This is a genomic window from Citrifermentans bremense (genome assembly GCF_014218275.1).
Taxonomy (GTDB): Bacteria; Desulfobacterota; Desulfuromonadia; order Geobacterales; family Geobacteraceae; genus Geomonas; species Geomonas pelophila.
Map to the genome: position 1 here is coordinate 3,030,587 of NZ_AP023213.1, position 16,186 is coordinate 3,046,772.

At 64.1% G+C, this 16,186-nt stretch carries 14 protein-coding genes; 5 read left to right on the plus strand and 9 right to left on the minus strand.

What is annotated here, in order from left to right; all coding sequences use genetic code 11:
- The first annotated feature begins 12 nt into the window (after positions 1 to 12).
- Genes GEOBRER4_RS13300 through GEOBRER4_RS13320 form a run of 5 tightly spaced genes read left to right on the plus strand, consistent with a single transcriptional unit; the run spans position 13 to position 5,197 of the window.
- Positions 13 to 1,230: a DUF294 nucleotidyltransferase-like domain-containing protein gene (locus GEOBRER4_RS13300; protein ID WP_185242708.1), complete on the plus strand. Its 1,218-nt coding sequence runs from the start codon at positions 13 to 15 to the stop codon at positions 1,228 to 1,230.
- Positions 1,231 to 1,258: 28 nt separating this feature from the next.
- Positions 1,259 to 1,582 carry a DUF4212 domain-containing protein gene (locus tag GEOBRER4_RS13305; RefSeq protein WP_185242709.1) on the plus strand — a complete coding sequence of 108 codons (324 nt, stop codon included), beginning with the start codon at positions 1,259 to 1,261 and terminating at the stop codon, positions 1,580 to 1,582.
- Positions 1,575 to 3,095: a VC_2705 family sodium/solute symporter gene (locus GEOBRER4_RS13310; RefSeq protein ID WP_185242710.1), complete on the plus strand. Its 1,521-nt coding sequence runs from the start codon at positions 1,575 to 1,577 to the stop codon at positions 3,093 to 3,095. Before GEOBRER4_RS13305 ends, GEOBRER4_RS13310 begins: the two co-directional genes overlap by 8 nt.
- Before the next feature lie 27 nt (positions 3,096 to 3,122).
- Positions 3,123 to 4,397, plus strand: coding sequence for a putative nucleotidyltransferase substrate binding domain-containing protein (locus GEOBRER4_RS13315; protein ID WP_185242711.1), 1,275 nt, complete (start codon positions 3,123 to 3,125; stop codon positions 4,395 to 4,397).
- A gap of 8 nt (positions 4,398 to 4,405) precedes the next feature.
- The gene (locus GEOBRER4_RS13320) at positions 4,406 to 5,197 is read left to right on the plus strand and encodes a sugar phosphate isomerase/epimerase family protein (protein WP_185242712.1); all 792 of its coding nucleotides are present in this window, start codon (positions 4,406 to 4,408) and stop codon (positions 5,195 to 5,197) included.
- On the opposite strand, the gene GEOBRER4_RS13325 is transcribed toward GEOBRER4_RS13320, so the two are convergent.
- The 9 genes from GEOBRER4_RS13325 to GEOBRER4_RS13365 form a co-directional block, all read right to left on the minus strand.
- Entirely contained in the window at positions 5,187 to 5,642 is a 456-nt protein-coding gene (locus tag GEOBRER4_RS13325; protein ID WP_085812135.1) for a universal stress protein, read from the minus strand. The two genes, GEOBRER4_RS13320 and GEOBRER4_RS13325, sit on opposite strands and share 11 nt — an antisense overlap.
- Before the next feature lie 317 nt (positions 5,643 to 5,959).
- Positions 5,960 to 6,760 (minus strand): inositol monophosphatase family protein, encoded by an 801-nt coding sequence (locus GEOBRER4_RS13330; protein ID WP_185242713.1) that lies wholly within the window; start codon positions 6,758 to 6,760, stop codon positions 5,960 to 5,962.
- On the minus strand, positions 6,750 to 7,220 hold the full coding sequence (locus GEOBRER4_RS13335; protein WP_085812133.1) for a ferritin family protein: 471 nt from the start codon (positions 7,218 to 7,220) through the stop codon (positions 6,750 to 6,752). Before GEOBRER4_RS13335 ends, GEOBRER4_RS13330 begins: the two co-directional genes overlap by 11 nt.
- 142 nt (positions 7,221 to 7,362) lie before the next feature.
- Positions 7,363 to 8,904 (minus strand): ammonium transporter, encoded by a 1,542-nt coding sequence (locus GEOBRER4_RS13340; RefSeq protein WP_185242714.1) that lies wholly within the window; start codon positions 8,902 to 8,904, stop codon positions 7,363 to 7,365.
- Between the two features lie 38 nt (positions 8,905 to 8,942).
- Positions 8,943 to 9,281 carry a P-II family nitrogen regulator gene (locus GEOBRER4_RS13345; protein WP_085812131.1) on the minus strand — a complete coding sequence of 113 codons (339 nt, stop codon included), beginning with the start codon at positions 9,279 to 9,281 and terminating at the stop codon, positions 8,943 to 8,945.
- A gap of 434 nt (positions 9,282 to 9,715) precedes the next feature.
- Positions 9,716 to 11,830, minus strand: coding sequence for a putative bifunctional diguanylate cyclase/phosphodiesterase (locus tag GEOBRER4_RS13350; RefSeq protein WP_185242715.1), 2,115 nt, complete (start codon positions 11,828 to 11,830; stop codon positions 9,716 to 9,718).
- Complete coding sequence (locus tag GEOBRER4_RS13355; RefSeq protein ID WP_185242716.1) at positions 11,824 to 14,280, minus strand: response regulator; 2,457 nt, start codon at positions 14,278 to 14,280, stop codon at positions 11,824 to 11,826. The genes GEOBRER4_RS13350 and GEOBRER4_RS13355 overlap by 7 nt, the downstream gene beginning before the upstream one ends.
- 117 nt (positions 14,281 to 14,397) lie before the next feature.
- Complete coding sequence (locus GEOBRER4_RS13360) at positions 14,398 to 15,084, minus strand: type 1 glutamine amidotransferase (RefSeq protein ID WP_185242717.1); 687 nt, start codon at positions 15,082 to 15,084, stop codon at positions 14,398 to 14,400.
- 60 nt (positions 15,085 to 15,144) lie between these two features.
- A complete protein-coding gene (locus GEOBRER4_RS13365) occupies positions 15,145 to 16,131 on the minus strand; it encodes a CapA family protein (RefSeq protein ID WP_185242718.1) in 987 nt (328 codons plus the stop codon).
- Between the last annotated feature and the right edge of the window lie 55 nt (positions 16,132 to 16,186).

Sequence of the window (16,186 nt, forward strand, 5' to 3'; positions counted from 1 at the left end):
CGGGCGGAGAGCATGCCACACCGGGTATACCTACCAGAGCCAAGCGACGCGGAACTCCTAGAGGAGCTTTTGGGGGAGGTGCACGCCTACCTGCCGCTTCTGGACCGGGACGAGATGCGCCGCTTCCTACAGGGGCTGAAGTTCGAGATCGAGGACGAGCTGACCGGGTTGCGCAGCTCCTCCGGAGAGGAGGACCAGCTGCTGGAACGGGTGCGCGCGGAACGCGACTACGGCGCATTATTCCGGATTCACGAGAAGTTGAACCGGATCGAGATGGAGCGCTTCCTCTCTTTCTATTCGGTCACCGCCCTGCACGAGAACTGCACCCGGTACCGCGACGCTTTGGCCGGCCGCGCCCTGCAACTGGTGCTGGAGGAGATGAGCTCCCCCCCGCCGGTCCCCTTCGCCCTGATCAGCATGGGAAGCGACGGGCGCGAAGAGCAGACCCTCATCACCGACCAGGACTACCTGATCGTCTACGGCGACGACGGCGGCGAGGAGGCCGACGCCTGGTTCAGGCAGTATTCAGAGATCCTGGTTGAGCGGCTGGCCGAGATAGGGTTCAAGAAATGCACCGGGGGCATCATGCCCTGCAACGACAACTGGCGCGGATCGCTGTCGCAGTGGCAGCGCCGGCTCCTGGGGATCGTGCGCTACGAGACCGAGGACTACGGCAAGAACCTGATGGACCTGATCGTCCTTTCCGACGCCCGCTTCGTGGCCGGCGACGCGGAGCTTGCCGGCGTACTGGTTACGCGGATCCGCTCCCTTTTGCAGGACTACTTCATGGCGCTTTGGGGGATGGCCAAGGCCGCGACCGAGATGCGGCTCGCGCTCGGCTTTTTGAAGCGCTTCTGGACCGAGGGAAGCGGCGAGCACAAGGGGTGCTTCAACCTGAAGCTTTTGGCCTGGGCGCCTCTGGTGATGAACGTGAGGATCCTCGCCATCAACCAGGCGATCCCCGCCACCTCCACGGTGCGCCGCATCGAACTTTTGGAGCGCGAGCACAGCTTCTCCGCGGAGACTGCGCACGGGCTCGTCGAGGCGTACCGGATCCTCACCAAGCACCGCATCCTGCTCCAGGTCAAGGTGATCAAGGGGATCCAGGACGACGCCTACTACCTGAACCCCTACTCGCTGCCGGCCGACGAAAGGGAGCGGATCAGGCAGGCGCTCCTTTTGATCGAGGACCTGCAGAAGATAATTCACACCAATTTTTCCATAGTCTAGATCCTCGCGAAAAAGGGACGGAGGCGCCATGAGCCAGCCGGAAAAAAGCTACCAGGTCAACCTGTTGCGCCCCAAAAAAGGGCACATGCGGGATGAGGTGCTCATCATCCTCGCCATCCTCTTCGGCTGGGGGGTCTGCACCTTCGGTTTTCAGCTTTTGGTCTACCTCTGCCAGGGAAGCGGCGCGGGGAGCCTTCTGACCCGCCTCACCCTTTTCAACCTCCCGCTGCATTTCTGGTTCACGGGGCAGTTCCTGCCGCTTTGGTTCATCGTCCTTTGCGTCCTCTTCAACCTGTACGTGGACCGCATCACCGAATATCACAGCCGCAGGCGGGACAAAAGCTATGAATGATTCCTCCTGGTCCATATTCGTGGTCCTTTTGGTGCTGGCTTCCTTCATCGTAGTCGGGCTCAGGCAGAAGTCGCGCGAGAGCCAGGAGTACGGCTTCGGCGGCCGCTACACCGGGAGGATCGGGGGGGGGGCCGCCATCGCCAGCAACTGGATGAGCGCCGCAAGCCTAATGGGGCTTGCCGGGATCATCTACCTGCAGGGGTACCAGGGACTTGCCTACGTGATCGGCTGGACCGGGGGCTACGTGCTGCTCCTCGTGCTCCTGGCGAGCCAGATCCGACGCTTCGGCAAGTTCACCGCCCCCGAGTTCGTGGGGGAGCGCTACGGCTCCCAAGCCGCCCGGGCCATCGCCGCCGCCATCTCCATCGCCATCTCCATCATCTACTGCGTGGCCCAGTTCAAGGGGATCGGGCTCATCTTCTCCTTCATGTTCGGCATCGAGTACCAGCAGGGGGTGACCTTCGGGGCGCTGGCCGTGGTCTCCTACCTGGTCATCTCCGGGATGCTCGGGGTTCCCAGGAACCAGCAGCTGCAGTACCTGGTAATCAGCGTTTCCTTCATCGTGCCGCTCATGTGGCTTGCCCGGAAGCTCGGCTACTTCTGGCTCCTGCCCCAGTTCGGCTACGGCCGCGCGCTCACCGACCTGTCGCGCCAGTTCAACATCGACTTCACCCTCCCCTTCGCCAGCGGCTCCCTGTTTCAGTGGTGCGCTCTCTGCTTCACCCTCATGGTCGGCACCGCCGGCCTTCCCCACGTGCTGTCGCGCTTCTATACGGTCCCCAACGTGCGCGACGCACGCTGGAGCGTGGTCTGGGGGCTCTTCTTCATCGCCCTGATCTACTGGTCCGCCCCAGCCTTCTCGGTCTTCGGGAGGCTTTTGGAGGCTAAAAACGGCCTCATCCCCGACCCCGCCTCGGCACGCGCCGCGGCCGACGTGATCGTCCTGAAGACCGCACTCCAGGGAGGGCTTCCCGGCTGGCTCGTGGGGGTCCTTGCCGCCGGCGCGCTCTCTGCCGCCTTCTTCACGGTGGCGGGGTTGCTCATGACCGGCGCGGCCTCGATCTCCCACGACATCTACTATTCCATGGTCAACCCCCGCGCCAGCGAATCGGCGCGCATGCAGGTGGCCAAGGGAGGGACCCTGGTGCTTGCCGCCATCGTGCTCCTTCTGGCGCTCGACCCGCCGGGGCTGATCGCCGAGATCACCGCGGTCGCCTTCGCGCTCGCCGGCAACACAATCTTCCCTCTCTTCCTTTTGGGGATCTGGTGGGGGCGCGCCAACCGCTACGGGGCCATCGCGGGGATGCTCACCGGCATCGTCTGCACCGCTCTCGCGCCCCTTTGCGGCGGCGTGTTCCCTGAGCTGGCGCTTCTCTTCCCGGTCACCTCGTCGGCGCTTCTGGGCGCCCCCCTTGTGATAGCGGTGATGATAGCGGTTTCGCTTCTGACCCCCGCCCCCCCGGAGGAGATGGGGCGCTTCCTGGAAAAAGAGGTGCACGGGCACCTCGACTGACAACGTCTTTTTTAGTGGGAGCCGTACATGGCGATGCTCTTGGGAACCAAGGGAGACGACATCCTCAAGTGGCGCGAGAGCGCGCGGCTGGTGGAGGGGCTGAAAACGCGGCTCACCCGCAAGTGGGGGCGCAGCTCCGCCGATGAGGCGCAGTCGTTCCTGGAGGGGATGGCCGAGGCGCTGGAGGCGGAGCTGGAGTACGAGTCGCAGCTGGACACGGGGCTCGAGGCCCTGCGGCGGGCGCTTGGGGAGACTGTTGCCCCGGCCGAGCTGAAGGGGCTCACGGCGCGCCACGGCGAACTCCTCGCCGCCCACTTCAGCAGGCGCGGCTCGGTTCTCGCCCTCACCGGCGCAGCCAACGCCTGGCACGACCTCCTGGTGGCACGGGCGGCACTTCTGGCCGAGGAGCGGATGCTTTCCCTCGGTCAGGGGAGCGCGCCTGTGTACGCTCTGCTGGTGACGGGGGACCGGGGGCGGGAGGAGCAGACCCTCTACGGCAAAAACCGCTATCTCCTTTTGCACCAGCTCGATTCCGAAAGGTTCTTCCTATTCACCCGGCAGCTCGCCGGGGCCCTCAAGGAGGCGGGGATGGTACCCGGGGAGGAGGCGCTATGGCACGGTTCGCTGGCAGAATGGCGGGCCCTTCTGAAAGGGGGGAACACGACCCGGAAGAGGGACCTGCGCGAGGAGCTGGAAAACCCGCTCCCCGCCTTCGCCCCCCCGATGAAGGGAGGGAACACGGCCATGCCCGACGGACAGTGGCGCCTGGAGGCGATGGCGGACCTCGGCTTCGTCACCGGCTACGAGCCCCTGGCGGACGAGGCGTTAAGCGCCGCGGCGTCGGCGCTCAAGGAGCAGAGAAGCACGGAGGCGTTCTTCCAGCTCGCGCGCAAGGCGATCCACCTCCCGCTGGCACTCGGGCACTTCGGACGCTGGAGGCTTGAGAAAAGCGGAGAGCACAAGGGAGAGATCGACGTGGAAGGGCTGGGGCTCTCGCCGCTGGTGGGCGCGGTGCGGGTTTTGGCCGTGCACCTTGGGGTGCAGGGGGGGGGGACGCTGCACCGGGTGAGGGAGCTCCTCTACCGCGGCGCGTTCAGCGTGGAGCTGGCCCAGAGGGTGCTTGAGGCCCTGCAGTGCCTGATGCAGCTGCGGATCATGAGCGAGACCCGCGGTGATGAGACAGGGTCTCACGCGAACCCCGAGGAGTTCACCCAGGAGCAGGACGAGAGGATCAGGAATGCCTTCGTCGCGGTGCTCGACCTGCAGAAGATGGCCTACCAGCGCATGGTGGGACAGGGATAGGCGGACCTATGCGAATCTCCATTTCGGCAGGAACGCTCTTCACCTTCCCGCTCCCCAAGGCGTTCGCCATGGCGGCCGAAGCAGGTTTCGACGGCGTGGAGCTGGTGATAAACCAGGAGTTCCAGAAAGTGAGCTCGCGCCGCCTGATCAAGGAACTCTCCCAGGAGATCCCGATCCTCTCCATACACGCCCCCTTCATGGCGCTGGACGGCTGGGGGGGACCGGTCGACGCGCTCAAGCGCTGCGTGGAGATCGCCGCGGACTGCGGCATCGGCCTGGTCAACTTCCACCCACCCTCATGGATCGGGCTGGAGTTCGCCTACTGGCGCTGGCTGTACCGGATGCAGGATTTTCAGAAGGAGATGGGGGGGGAGGTGGCTCTGACTTTGGAGAACATGCCCTGGACCGGCAAGTACCGGATCAACGGCTACATACTCTCCGACACGCAGAAGATGATCGAGTTTCTCCACGAGAAGAACCTCTACCTCACCTTCGACTGCACCCACATGGGTAGCGGGCGGGCCAACTTCATCAACGACTTCTACCTCTGCTACAACTCCGGGCGCATCAGGAACATCCACTTCTCCGACTACGGCCACGGACGTCAACACCTTTTGCCCGGCCACGGCATCCTGCCGCTAACCCGCTTTTTGAACCACCTGAGAAACACAGCCTACAACGACATACTAACCCTAGAGCTGTCGCCCCACGAGTTCCCCAAGGGTGAGCAGATCATCGTAGAAAGCCTGAAAGAGATCCTGGCCTACCTGCGGCGGGAGACCCAGAAGGCTATCCCCTGACCACGTAGACCGAGCACTTCGCGTCCTTGACCACCTTGTGGGATACGCTCCCCAGAAGCTTCCGCTTCAAAAACCCCTTTCCCGTCGAACCGATCACGATCACGTCGATCTCCTCCTTCTGGGCGAAGCGGAGCAGCTCGTCGGCAGGGTCGCCGTAGACCACCGCGGTCTCCAGGGGGACGTCGAGCTCGGCGGCGTTTTTTTCCACGACGTAGAAGATCCGCTCCTTGAGCTCCGCCCACTGGGCCTGCTCCGTTATGGGGCGCGCCGGGACGAAGTCGGTGAAGGTGTTGCGCGGGGCGTTGGGGAGGACCAAAAGGCCGTAGACCTTGCTCTTGAACTGGCTGGGGTTCCCGGCGGCCATGCGCACCGCCTCTTCCGCCGCCTTGTCGGAAAGGGGCGAACCGTCGATGGCGACCAGGATCTTCTTGCGCAGGTTGAGCATCGGCTTCCTCCGGTGACTGGGATGAACAAAAGGAAGTTGGATTATAAAACAATGTCACGTGTAATGAAACAACTTTGACGCGGGGCGCCATCCTGGGGCGAACCCTCGCTCACCTCACCCTCTCTACTCGCGCAAATTCCCTCACCCGCCCTTCGGGCACCCTCTCCCAGAGGGAGAGGGTATGCATCAGCCGCCCTCTCCGCTCAAATTCCCCTCTCCCTTTGGGAGAGGGCCAGGGTGAGGGGATTCTTCATTGCTGGAAGAATCAAAAAAGGCGCCCCTGAGGACGCCTTGGTAAAAGCGTTGCCGCCATGCCGCTATCGCGCAGCGCACCGCTCCAATATCCGCAGCATCTCGTCGTGGATCGCGCCGTTGGAGGCTAGGATGCGATGGTCGTAGACCGAGTAGGGCTCTCCCGCGTGGTTGGTCACCCTTCCCCCCGCCTCCTGCACCAGCAGAGTCCCTGCCGCAACATCCCATGGTTTCAGCTTCAGCTCCCAGAAGCCGTCCAGCCTGCCGGCCGCAACGCAGGCGAGATCGAGCGCGGCGGCACCAGCACGGCGCACCCCGCGGGCGGCAAGCTGCAGTTCTATGAAATTGTCGAAGTTGTTCTCGTTGTCGCGGGCCACGTCGTAGGGAAAGCCTGTGGCGATCAGCGACTTTCGAAGCGGCGCACGCTGCGAAACCTTCATCCTGCGCCCGTTCAAAAAGGCCCCCTCCCCCTTCACCGCACTGAAAAGCTCGTCCATCATGCAGTGGTAGACCACCCCCGCCAGGATCTCTCCCCCCCGCTCAAAGGCGATGGAGACGCAGAACCAGGGGAAGCCGTGGGCGTAATTGGTGGTGCCGTCAAGGGGATCGACGACCCAGCGCAGCGCCGGGTCCCCTTCCGGGTACTGGTTTTCTTCGGCGAGGAAGCTGTGGTCCGGGAACACCTCCCGGATCCGCCGCACGATGAGATCCTCGCAAGCACGGTCCACCTCGGTCACGAGGTCCACCTCCCCCTTGTAGCTCAGGGTATGCTCGCTCCCAAGCCTCTCCTTCTGCAAAAGGCCCGCCTCGCGCGCTGCTGCCGCCGCCGTCTCAAGCACCTGCCTCAAATCGAGCTCAACCGGCATCGCTCATGCCTCCGGGTTCCTCGCCGTTTACCTGCAAAAGCTCACGCATCTCCTCCAGCAGGGTGAAGTGGATCTCGTCGTCGGCCGCTATCCGTAAAAAGAGCTCACGCTCCCAGCCGCTCGGGGCCTCCTGGGCCAGCTTCCCGCAGGCGCGCGCGCTGACCGCCTCGAACTGCATGGCGCTTTGGTAGGACGCGAGATCCCCGGTGAAGCTGAGGGAGCCTTGCTGCACGGCGAGCCGTCGCAGTATCGTCCTCGCCCCGGCCAGGGTCTTTGAGACCGGCAGCTCCACCCGCGCACCGTTCAAAAGAGCGCGCAGGGCATCGGCGTGCCTCGTCTCGTCCTCGGTGAACATCCTGAAGATCGTGGTGAATCCGGCGATCCCGGCCTCGGCGCCGCAGCGCTCGTAGTATCCCCTTGCGTCACCTTCCTTTCTGAGTGCCATGTCCCGCGAGTCCATATACCCCTCCCCCAAAGAGATTTTCCGGCTGGAAAACAGTATCAGGAAAAAACGGCATTTCAAAAAGATAGCGATTTTTTTGCCGAAAAAAACGGGGGGATCTGAAGATCCCCCCGCCTTTACTGCCCTCGCGAACCGAGTCCTAGTTGTAGGCGCTCTCGGAGTGCTGCGTCTGGTCGAGCCCCATGATCTCGTCTTCCTTTTCCACCCTGAAGCCGATGGTCTTGTCCAGGACGAAGGAGATGACGAAGGTGACGGCTACCGCGTAGAGGGCGGCGGCGCCGACGGCGACAAGCTGGGTCACGAACTGCTTCAGGTTGCCGGAGGCAAGGCCTGTGGCGCCGACGGTGGCGAAGACGCCGGTCAGGATGGCACCGGTGGTGCCGCCGATGCCATGCACGCCGAAGGCGTCGAGAGAATCGTCATACTTGAGCTTGGCCTTGAGGAGTACCCCGCCGTAGCAGACCAGGCCGCCCGCAACCCCCATCAAGAGGGCCGCGCCCGGCTGCACGAAGCCGGCGGCGGGGGTGATCACCACGAGCCCGGCGACCACGCCCGAGCCAAAGCCCAGGGCCGAAGGCTTCCCGGCGTGGATCCACTCGGCGATCATCCAGGTAAGACCAGCAGCGGCAGGAGCGATGGTGGTGGTCATGAAGGCGAGGCCGGCTAGCCCCCCAGCGGCATCCGAGCAGTTGACGCCGACCACGGCGGAGCCGGCGTTGAAGCCGAACCAGCCGAACCAGAGCACCCCCACGCCCAGAAGGGTCAGCGGCAGGCTGTGCGGAGCCATACGCTCGGTAGGGAAGCCGTGGCGCCTGCCTAGGAAGTAGAGCACCACCAGGGACGAGATACCCGAGGAGAGGTGCACCACGGTCCCACCTGCGAAGTCGAGCGCGCCCAGCTTGAAGAGCCATCCGTCGACCATCCAGACCCAATGGGCCAGCGGGTCATACACCAGTGTGGTCCAAAGGAGCACGAAGAGGCAGTAAGCGGAGAACTTTATCCTTTCCGCCAGGGCGCCCGAGATGAGGGCCACGGTGATCATGGCGAACATCCCCTGGAACATGGCGAAGACGTACTCGGGGATGGCGCCGGGCTCGGTGGCGACGTTCTGGAACAGGGTATAGACGGGGGCGCCGTCCTTGAAGCTGATCAGGCCGTTCAAGAGCGCCTTGGAGAAGTCGCCGACGAGGCCATGCCCCAGGTCGGGCCCAAAGGAGAGGGAGTAGCCGATGAGGGCCCACTGCACCCCGACGATCCCCATTGCCACGAGCGAATGCATCATCGTGGAGAGGACGTTCTTGGAGCGGACCATGCCGCCGTAGAAAAGCGCGAGGCCCGGGATCATGAAGAGAACCAGTGCCGCGGAGATGAGCATCCAGGCGGTATCGCCGGTGTTCAGCACCGGGTCGACGTTCTTCGGGGCGGCGGCCGCAACGGCAGGGGCTGCTGGGGCGGCCGCGGGAGTCGCGGCCACGGCAGGGGCGGCGGGAGCGGCTGCGCTGGCGGCAGCTGCGGTCACGGCCGGCTCAGCAGCCTTCTCCTCGGCGCCGGCCGCTATAGGGAGGAGCAGCAGCGAGGTCAGCAGCATGAGCTTGGTGAATTTGACGGTGAGGCAGCTGGAAGCGATGGGGAGATCCGCCTTGCAAGCTGCGTCCTTTGCCTTCTTATCGTCACGTATCATAACACTCTCCATTGATAGGTATGGTTGTCGGTGAGGGCCTAAATGGCGTCGCCGCCCTTCTCTCCGGTCCTGATCCGGACCGCTTCCTCCAAAGGAAGTATGAAGATCTTGCCGTCGCCGATCCTTCCGGTCTTGGCGACATCCTCGATGGTCGCCACAGCCTTGGCCACCATTTCGTCGGCGACCGCGATCTCCAGCTTCACTTTGGGGATGAAATCCACCACGTACTCCGCGCCTCGGTATAGCTCCGTATGGCCCTTTTGACGGCCGTAACCCTTTACCTCGCTCACCGTGATCCCTTCGATGCCGATCTCGTTCAGGGCATCCTTCACTTCATCCAGCTTGAACGGCTTGATGATTGCTTCGATAAGCTTCATCGCTTGCCTCCTTTTACGACGGCGGTGATGTTCTGTTAACTCCTAGAGACATTCGCACCCGGCCGGCCCATCCGGCCCGGCTGCCGGTCAGCATCCACTCCCTGTTTTCAGGCCCGTGAAGGCTTCAATGCCCTGGCTCATTTTCCACGTCGAAAACGCGGCTTGATCCAGCCTTGAAATCAGTTCCCCCTTTCCCGGTATTGTTGGCGCCTTCCACCACGACCTGCGCCATTGCCTACGGGCGGGAAAGCTTTCTAGGGCACCTCGCTGTGCCGTTTGAGAGGTGGAGAGCACAGGCTGTGCCACCCGCGCGTCCCGCGGCTAAGATATTGGAATTACGAGATCGATTCACCGTCGGTGTCGACCTGAGAACGCGCCGCCGTCTTTAAAGCGGCAGTTATGGCTAATTTTTAAGCAGGGGAGAGGGGAAGGGGCTAGCGCCGGGAGTTCAAGAGACGGGGAAGCTCACTTGGGGGAACCGGCTTGCTGAAGAGGTAACCCTGATACATGTCGCAGCCGTTTTTGCTGAGGAAATCTAGTTGGGGTTTAGACTCGACCCCCTCCGCGATCACCTTAAGCTTCAGCGTGTGCGCCATCTCGATGGTGGCGACGGTGATGGCGGCGTCGTCGGGGTCGGTGGTGATGTCGTTTATGAAGGTGCGGTCGATCTTCAAGACGTCCAGCGGGAAGCGCTTTAGATAGGAGAGCGAGGAGAAGCCGGTCCCGAAGTCGTCGATGGCGAGTCTCACCCCCATCCCTTTGAGTGCCTGCAGCGTCTTCACGGTCCTCTCGGTGTGCGCCATGAGCACCCCTTCGGTGAGTTCCAGCTCCAATAGCCCGGGGTCGAGCCCGCTTTCCTTCAAAACCGCCGTCACCGTCTCCAGGAGCTCGTTCTTCATGAACTGCTGCCCCGAGATGTTGATGGCGAGCGTCACCGGCGGAAGCCCCGAATCCAGCCAGAGCTTGTGCTGCCGGCATGCCTCGCGCATCACCAACTGGTCGATCTGGATCACGAGCCCTATTTCCTCGGCCAGCGGCAGGAAGCGTCCCGGCTCTACCAGTCCGAGTTCCTTGGAGTTCCACCGTACCAGTGCCTCGATCCCCACCACGCATCCGCTCAGGGTGGAGACCTGCGGCTGGTAGTAGACGGCGAATTCCTCCTCCTTGAGCGCCTTGTGCAGCTGGCTCTCCAGGATGATGCGCTCCAGAGCCTTGGCGTTCATGGACTCGTCGTAGATCTGGTAGCCGTTTCTGCCCTGCTCCTTGGCCTGGTACATGGCGCCGTCGGCGTTGCGGATCAGGTCGCTCGCCGTGGTGGCGTCGAAGGGGTAGAGGCTGATGCCGATGCTGGTGGAGACGAAGACCTCCTGCCCCTCCAGCGCATAGGGGACCGAGACCGCCTCCAGGATGCGCCGGGCGATCTTGGCCACGTCCTGGAAGTGTTCGATGTCGGAGAGCATGATGGTGAACTCGTCCCCCCCAAGTCGCGAGACCAGGGACGGCGGGCACTCCTCGTCGGCGCGGGCCAGGCAGTCCCCCCTGCGGACGCAGCGCAGCAGCCGGTCGGCCACGTCCTGCAGCAGGCGGTCCCCCACCCCGTGCCCCAGCGTGTCGTTCACCAGCTTGAAGCGGTCCAGATCGAGGAAGAGGACGGCCAGCATCCGGTCATGCCGGTTGGCGAAGACAAGCGCCTGCTCCAGCTGCTGCAGGAAGAAGCGGCGGTTGGGCAGGCCGGTCAGCGCGTCGTAGTAAGCCAGGAGCCTGATCTGCTCCTCGGCGTGCTTTCTCTCCGTGATGTCCTGAATGGTCCCGGTGAGGCAGATCGGCTCGCCCTGCTCGTCCAGCACCGTCACCAGCTCCGCGTGCAGGGTCCGCTCTCCCCCCCCCAGGAGGATGCGGTAATCGAAGGAAAGAGGCGCCCGTTTCTCTATGGCCTCCTCGATGGCCCCCTTTACGAAGGCCAGGTCCTGGGGGTGCACCGGGTCAAGGATGGGGTTTCCCCGGTGCAGGCAGCGGTCGATGCAGCAGATGCTGTAGATCTCCTCGGAGCAGCGGATCTCCCCGGTGGCCAGGTCCCACTCCCAGCTCCCGATGTGGGCGAGGCTCTGGGCGTGGGCAAGGCCGGCCTTGCTCTCCCTCAACTGTTCGAGTGCGCTGCTTGCCCTGAGCATGTAGCTCACCCGGTAACCCAGCACGTGCCAGTTGATAGGCTTGGTGATGAAATCTGTGGCTCCCGCCTCGTAGGCGCAGTCGATCGACTCCAGGTCGTCCAGACCGGTCATCATCAGGACCGGTGTATCCCGCCCCGAGGCGGTGCGCCGGATGGCGCTGCAGACGAAGAAGCCGTCGATGCCGGGCATCATCACGTCCAGGAGCACGATGTCTGGCGCGTGCGCATCGAATTCCTCCAGCGCCAGCTCCCCGTTTTCCACGTCGCGCACCGTGAACCCCGAATTCTCCAGGGTTTCCCGGGCGAGAAGACGCACCGCCTGGTCGTCGTCCACGACCATGACCAGCGGGGTGCTGCGTTTGGCTTTCCTCGTCAGCATAGCGGTCCTCCCAAAAGGGCGTCCCTGACCAGCCGGTATTCCTCCTCGACCTGCACGAGCAGCTCCCCCGCCCCCTTGGTGGAGCCGGCGCGCCCCAGGCTCTCCAGTTCCAGGCAGACCCCGGCGAGCCGGACGGCCCCGAGGTTCGCGCTGCTCGACTTGAAGCTGTGCGCGGCTGCCTTCAGCTTCTCTGCATCGCCGCCCGACTCGGCCTCGTGCATGGTCTGCAAAAGCGTCGGCGTGCTCGCGAGGTAGAGGTCCACCACCTTGCGCAGTATCTCCACGCCCCGATTTCCCGGCAGGGTGCGTATCATCTCGAGGGCGCCACCGGCCCTTCCCGGGCAGATCGATTCGGGAGCTATCCCGGTCTGCGGCGCATCACCCGCGCTTTGCCCGGCGCACCCAAGCCGCCTGTCGATCAACTTGGAGAGCTGCTCCCGGCTGAAGGGCTTGGAGAGGTAATCGTCGGCGCCTGCTGCTATGCACGCCTCGCGGTCGCCTTTCATGGCGTAGGCGGTGAGGGCGATGATGGGGACGCGGGAGGAGGAACCCTGTTCCCACTCCCGGATGCGCCGTGTCGCCTCCAGGCCGTCCAAAACCGGCATCTGGCAATCCATGAAGACCAGATCGAATTCCCCCCGCTGCACCTCCTCCAAAGCCGCGAGCCCGTTCTCAGCCACCTTCACGCGGCAACCCAGGCTCTCCAGCATCCCTTTCCCCACCTCCTGGTTCACCACGTTGTCCTCGACCAGAAGCACCTGGCGCAGCCGGCTCAAGGACGGCGTTTGCTCCCCTGCCCCCTGCTCCTCTTCCATCCCGAGCGCCGACACGAGCCCGGCGTATAACCCTTCCTGGGTGAGTTTCCCCTTCGGGTAAAGCGCCACCTCGATCTCGCGCACCCGCTCTGCCTGCACCGTTTCCGGCTTCTCGGCCAAAAGCACGAGCCGCACGGAGTGCCCAACGGGAACGCTGCGGATGGTGGCGGCGAGCGCCAGGCCGTCGGTTCCTGCCACACAGTGGTCCATGAGGACCAGGTCGAAGGGGGCCGCCACCAGCTTGCAGAGCGCGCCTGGTCCGTCGCCTGCGCAGTCGAGGTCCATCCCCAGCCCTCCCAGGAGCTCCATGAGTGTCTCCTGCAGCTCAGGGTCGTCGGAGGTGACGAGAGCGCGCTTGCAGCGCAGCGCGCCGTAAGTGCGCTCGGGGCGCGGCGCCTTCTGGTGTGGCTCCAAGGCGACCGTGAAGCTGAAGCGGGAGCCTTTTCCCGGCTCGCTGGAGAGCTCCATCGCCCCGCCCATGAGCTCGGTGAGCTGCTTGGCGATGGCGAGCCCCAAGCCGGTGCCGCCGTACTTGCGGGTCATCGACTCGTCCCCCTGGGCGAAGTGGTCGAATATACGCTGCTGCGCCTCGGCGGAGATGCCGATGCCGGTATCCTCAACGGTCACCCGCACCAGGGCAGGTGACCGCTCCAGCGACACCGAGAGGGTGACGGCGCCCTCTGGGGTGAACTTCACCGCGTTTCCCAGAAGGTTCACCATCACCTGGCGCAGGCGTCCGGGATCCCCCTGAAACATCTCGGGGAGCCCTGGGTCGATGCGACAGCTAACCTCTATACCCTTCTTAGCAGCGTCCTCGGCGAAGAGTGCCACGGCATCCGCCGTCAGCTGGTGCAGGTCGAATGGGATCAGCTCCAGCTCCATGCGCCCGGCCTCGATCTTGGAGAAGTCGAGGATGTTGTTGATGATCCCCAAAAGCGCCTCGCCCGAGCGGCGTACGGACTCCACGAAACGCGCCTGTTCCTTGGAGAGGTCGGTGTTCAGGAGGAGCTCGGTCATCCCCAGCACGCCGTACATCGGGGTCCTGATCTCGTGGCTCATCTGCGCCAGGAAGTCGGACTTGGCGCGGTTGGCGGATTGGGCCGACTGCATGGCGCGCCGCACCCCTTCAAGGCTCTCCTCCAGCTGACGGTTTACGCTGGAGAGCTCGGCGGTTCGCTCGGCCACCTCCAGCTTCAGTTCCTCCGAGTGGAGCGCGAGACGCTCGTCGCGGATCGAGATCTCCTCCAGCATCTCGTTGAAGCAATTGAAGAGAAGCCCCAGCTCGTCGTTGCTGCCGCTTTCCACCCGAACCTGGTAGTCCTTGCTGTGGGAGACGATTTCCATTTTCCTGGTGAGCCGGTGGATGGGATCCGAGATGAGCCTTTTTATGCGCAAGGATAGGAGTTGAGCCAAAACGCCCAGCCCCAGCGAGGCGAGCGCCGCACCGCCGCAGAGAAAGAGCAGGAGCGAGCGGGACGAGCCCTGCGGCGCACCCTGCCACAGAGGCGCCGGGAAGCGTAGCTGATAGCAGGCGAACCCCGTCAGGAGCACCAGCAGCAACAGCGCGTTGCAGGCGACCAGCGGCGCCATCAGCTTCGCCTTCAGGCAGCTTTTTGCTGACCAGTTAGCGTCCACGTATCCCCCACGTCGTGCACCCAGCTGGGATCGAGCTCTTTGCCAGGCGTGGAGGGCGTCAAGGGCGCGCCCCCCGGAGCACAAAACGTTAAAACTTTACAATAATGTTTTTTTATTTCAAGAAAGGCGGGGGGTTGCGGCGAGGGAGATGAAATTTCCGATCAGCTGTTGCGAAACCTTGTTGAAAGCGGCTTCGGCGGCGAGGAATGAGCTCAGGTGGTCCGTCTTGGGGGTGGAGAGGAGGTCCCAGGCGGCGACTATGGAGGGATCGACCTCCGGGTGGAACTGCACGCCGTAGGTCGCCTGCCCCAGCCTGAAGGCCTGGTACGGGCAGGCGTGCGAGGAGGCGAGGAGCGTGGCGCCGGGGGGGAGGGTGAAGCTGTCGTTGTGCAGCTGGAAGGTGAGGAAGGGGTCGGGGAGGCCGCGGAACAGGGGGTCCCTGGCCCCCTCGCCGGTGAGCTCAACCTGGCACACGCCCTGCTCGCCATACGGGGAGCGGGAGATGACCTCCCCCCCCGCCGCGTAGGACAGAAGCTGTCCCCCTAGGCAGATTCCCAGGAGCGGCGTGCCGGCCTGAAGTGCCTGCCTCAGGAATGAGATGACCCGAGCGAGGTAGGGATGCTCGACCGTATCGTGCACCCCCATCTCCCCTCCCAGCACGATTATGCCTGAGGCGCTGGCGGGGTCGGGGAGCGCCGCGCCGTCATAGGGGGCGATGGTGCTGAAGGGGTGCCCCTTGTCGGCGAGAAGCCGGCTGCAGCTTCCGGCCGGGCAACGCGGGTCGTTCTGTACGATCAGGAACATGTCGTCTCCTTCAAAAATTGGCAATGAGGAAACTGTTCATGCTCAGATTCCCTCAGAAGTTCACTTGTTAAGTGTTTTGAGCTCCCCCCGGCTGCCGAAGCTCAACGGGGAGTCCGGGAAGTCCTCGGCGGAGAGCCTGCGCATCAGGGAAAGCGCGCGCCGCTTGGGATCGGGAGCGGGTGCAGCTAGATAGCTTTGCCGGAAGGAGTCGAGCGTCCCCTCCAGGAAGGAGCCATCTTTATCCAGGCGTACCGTGAGCAGCGGCGCGTAGCCGCTTTCGCCTACAACGCTCACCCCGCCATAGGTGGCGAAGTTCCCCAGGCTGTAGGCGATCAGCCGGCCGTGGTAAACTTCGAGCGCCCGCGGCACGTGGGGGCCATGGGCCACCACCAGGTCCGCCCCCGCCTCCACCGCCTGGTGCGCGAAGCTAAGGAGGTCTCCGCGCGGCTCTTCCAGATAGCGCTCCATCCCCGGGGCCACGTGCAGCGCGTCGCGCCCCTCCGCTCCGGCATGGATCGATAGGATCAGGATGTCGTAGTTCCCGGCTTCCCGGGCGATCTCCCGCAGGGCCTGCGCCGGGAAGGTAATCGAGCGGGGTGGTGGACCGAAGGAGAGGGAGATGATGCCGACCCGGACGCCGCGCACGAGGAACTCGGCGACCTCCCCCTTCTTGCTCGAGTAGAGGACCCCGGCCCGGGCCAGCGCCTGCCTCGTGGAGGCGAGCCCTTCCCTGCCGAAGTCGCGGGCGTGGTTGTTGGCGAGCGAGACCATGGAGATCCCGGCGTCGCCCAGGGTCTGCGCGAAAGCCGGAGGGGTGCGGAAGATATAGCGCCTGCCTGAAATTGGCTCCTTAAGGGGGGTTCCCCCCTCGCAAAGGGGGCCTTCGAGGTTCGCCATGGCGATGTCGGCGCGCCTGAAAATGGGTGCGGCGGCGGCGAAAAGCGAGCGCCCGCCGTCTCTTGGGAGTCTCGGCGCGGGGAAGTCGCTCCCCATCATGACGTCGCCTACGGCGGCCACGGTGACGCCGCGCTCGGCGCTGGAGGCCATGGGGGGAAGGAGGAGGGGAAAAAATATCAGCAGCAGGAAAAGCCGTGCCGTTTTG

Coding starts and splice junctions, on each gene's coding strand:
- GEOBRER4_RS13300 (WP_185242708.1), top strand. CDS start 13: ATGCCACACCGGGTATACCTACCAGAGCCAAGCGACGCGGAACTCCTA.
- GEOBRER4_RS13305 (WP_185242709.1), top strand. CDS start 1,259: ATGAGCCAGCCGGAAAAAAGCTACCAGGTCAACCTGTTGCGCCCCAAA.
- GEOBRER4_RS13310 (WP_185242710.1), top strand. CDS start 1,575: ATGAATGATTCCTCCTGGTCCATATTCGTGGTCCTTTTGGTGCTGGCT.
- GEOBRER4_RS13315 (WP_185242711.1), top strand. CDS start 3,123: ATGGCGATGCTCTTGGGAACCAAGGGAGACGACATCCTCAAGTGGCGC.
- GEOBRER4_RS13320 (WP_185242712.1), top strand. CDS start 4,406: ATGCGAATCTCCATTTCGGCAGGAACGCTCTTCACCTTCCCGCTCCCC.
- GEOBRER4_RS13325 (WP_085812135.1), bottom strand. CDS start 5,642: ATGCTCAACCTGCGCAAGAAGATCCTGGTCGCCATCGACGGTTCGCCC.
- GEOBRER4_RS13330 (WP_185242713.1), bottom strand. CDS start 6,760: ATGCCGGTTGAGCTCGATTTGAGGCAGGTGCTTGAGACGGCGGCGGCA.
- GEOBRER4_RS13335 (WP_085812133.1), bottom strand. CDS start 7,220: ATGGACTCGCGGGACATGGCACTCAGAAAGGAAGGTGACGCAAGGGGA.
- GEOBRER4_RS13340 (WP_185242714.1), bottom strand. CDS start 8,904: ATGATACGTGACGATAAGAAGGCAAAGGACGCAGCTTGCAAGGCGGAT.
- GEOBRER4_RS13345 (WP_085812131.1), bottom strand. CDS start 9,281: ATGAAGCTTATCGAAGCAATCATCAAGCCGTTCAAGCTGGATGAAGTG.
- GEOBRER4_RS13350 (WP_185242715.1), bottom strand. CDS start 11,830: ATGCTGACGAGGAAAGCCAAACGCAGCACCCCGCTGGTCATGGTCGTG.
- GEOBRER4_RS13360 (WP_185242717.1), bottom strand. CDS start 15,084: ATGTTCCTGATCGTACAGAACGACCCGCGTTGCCCGGCCGGAAGCTGC.
- GEOBRER4_RS13365 (WP_185242718.1), bottom strand. CDS start 16,131: ATGGCCTCCAGCGCCGAGCGCGGCGTCACCGTGGCCGCCGTAGGCGAC.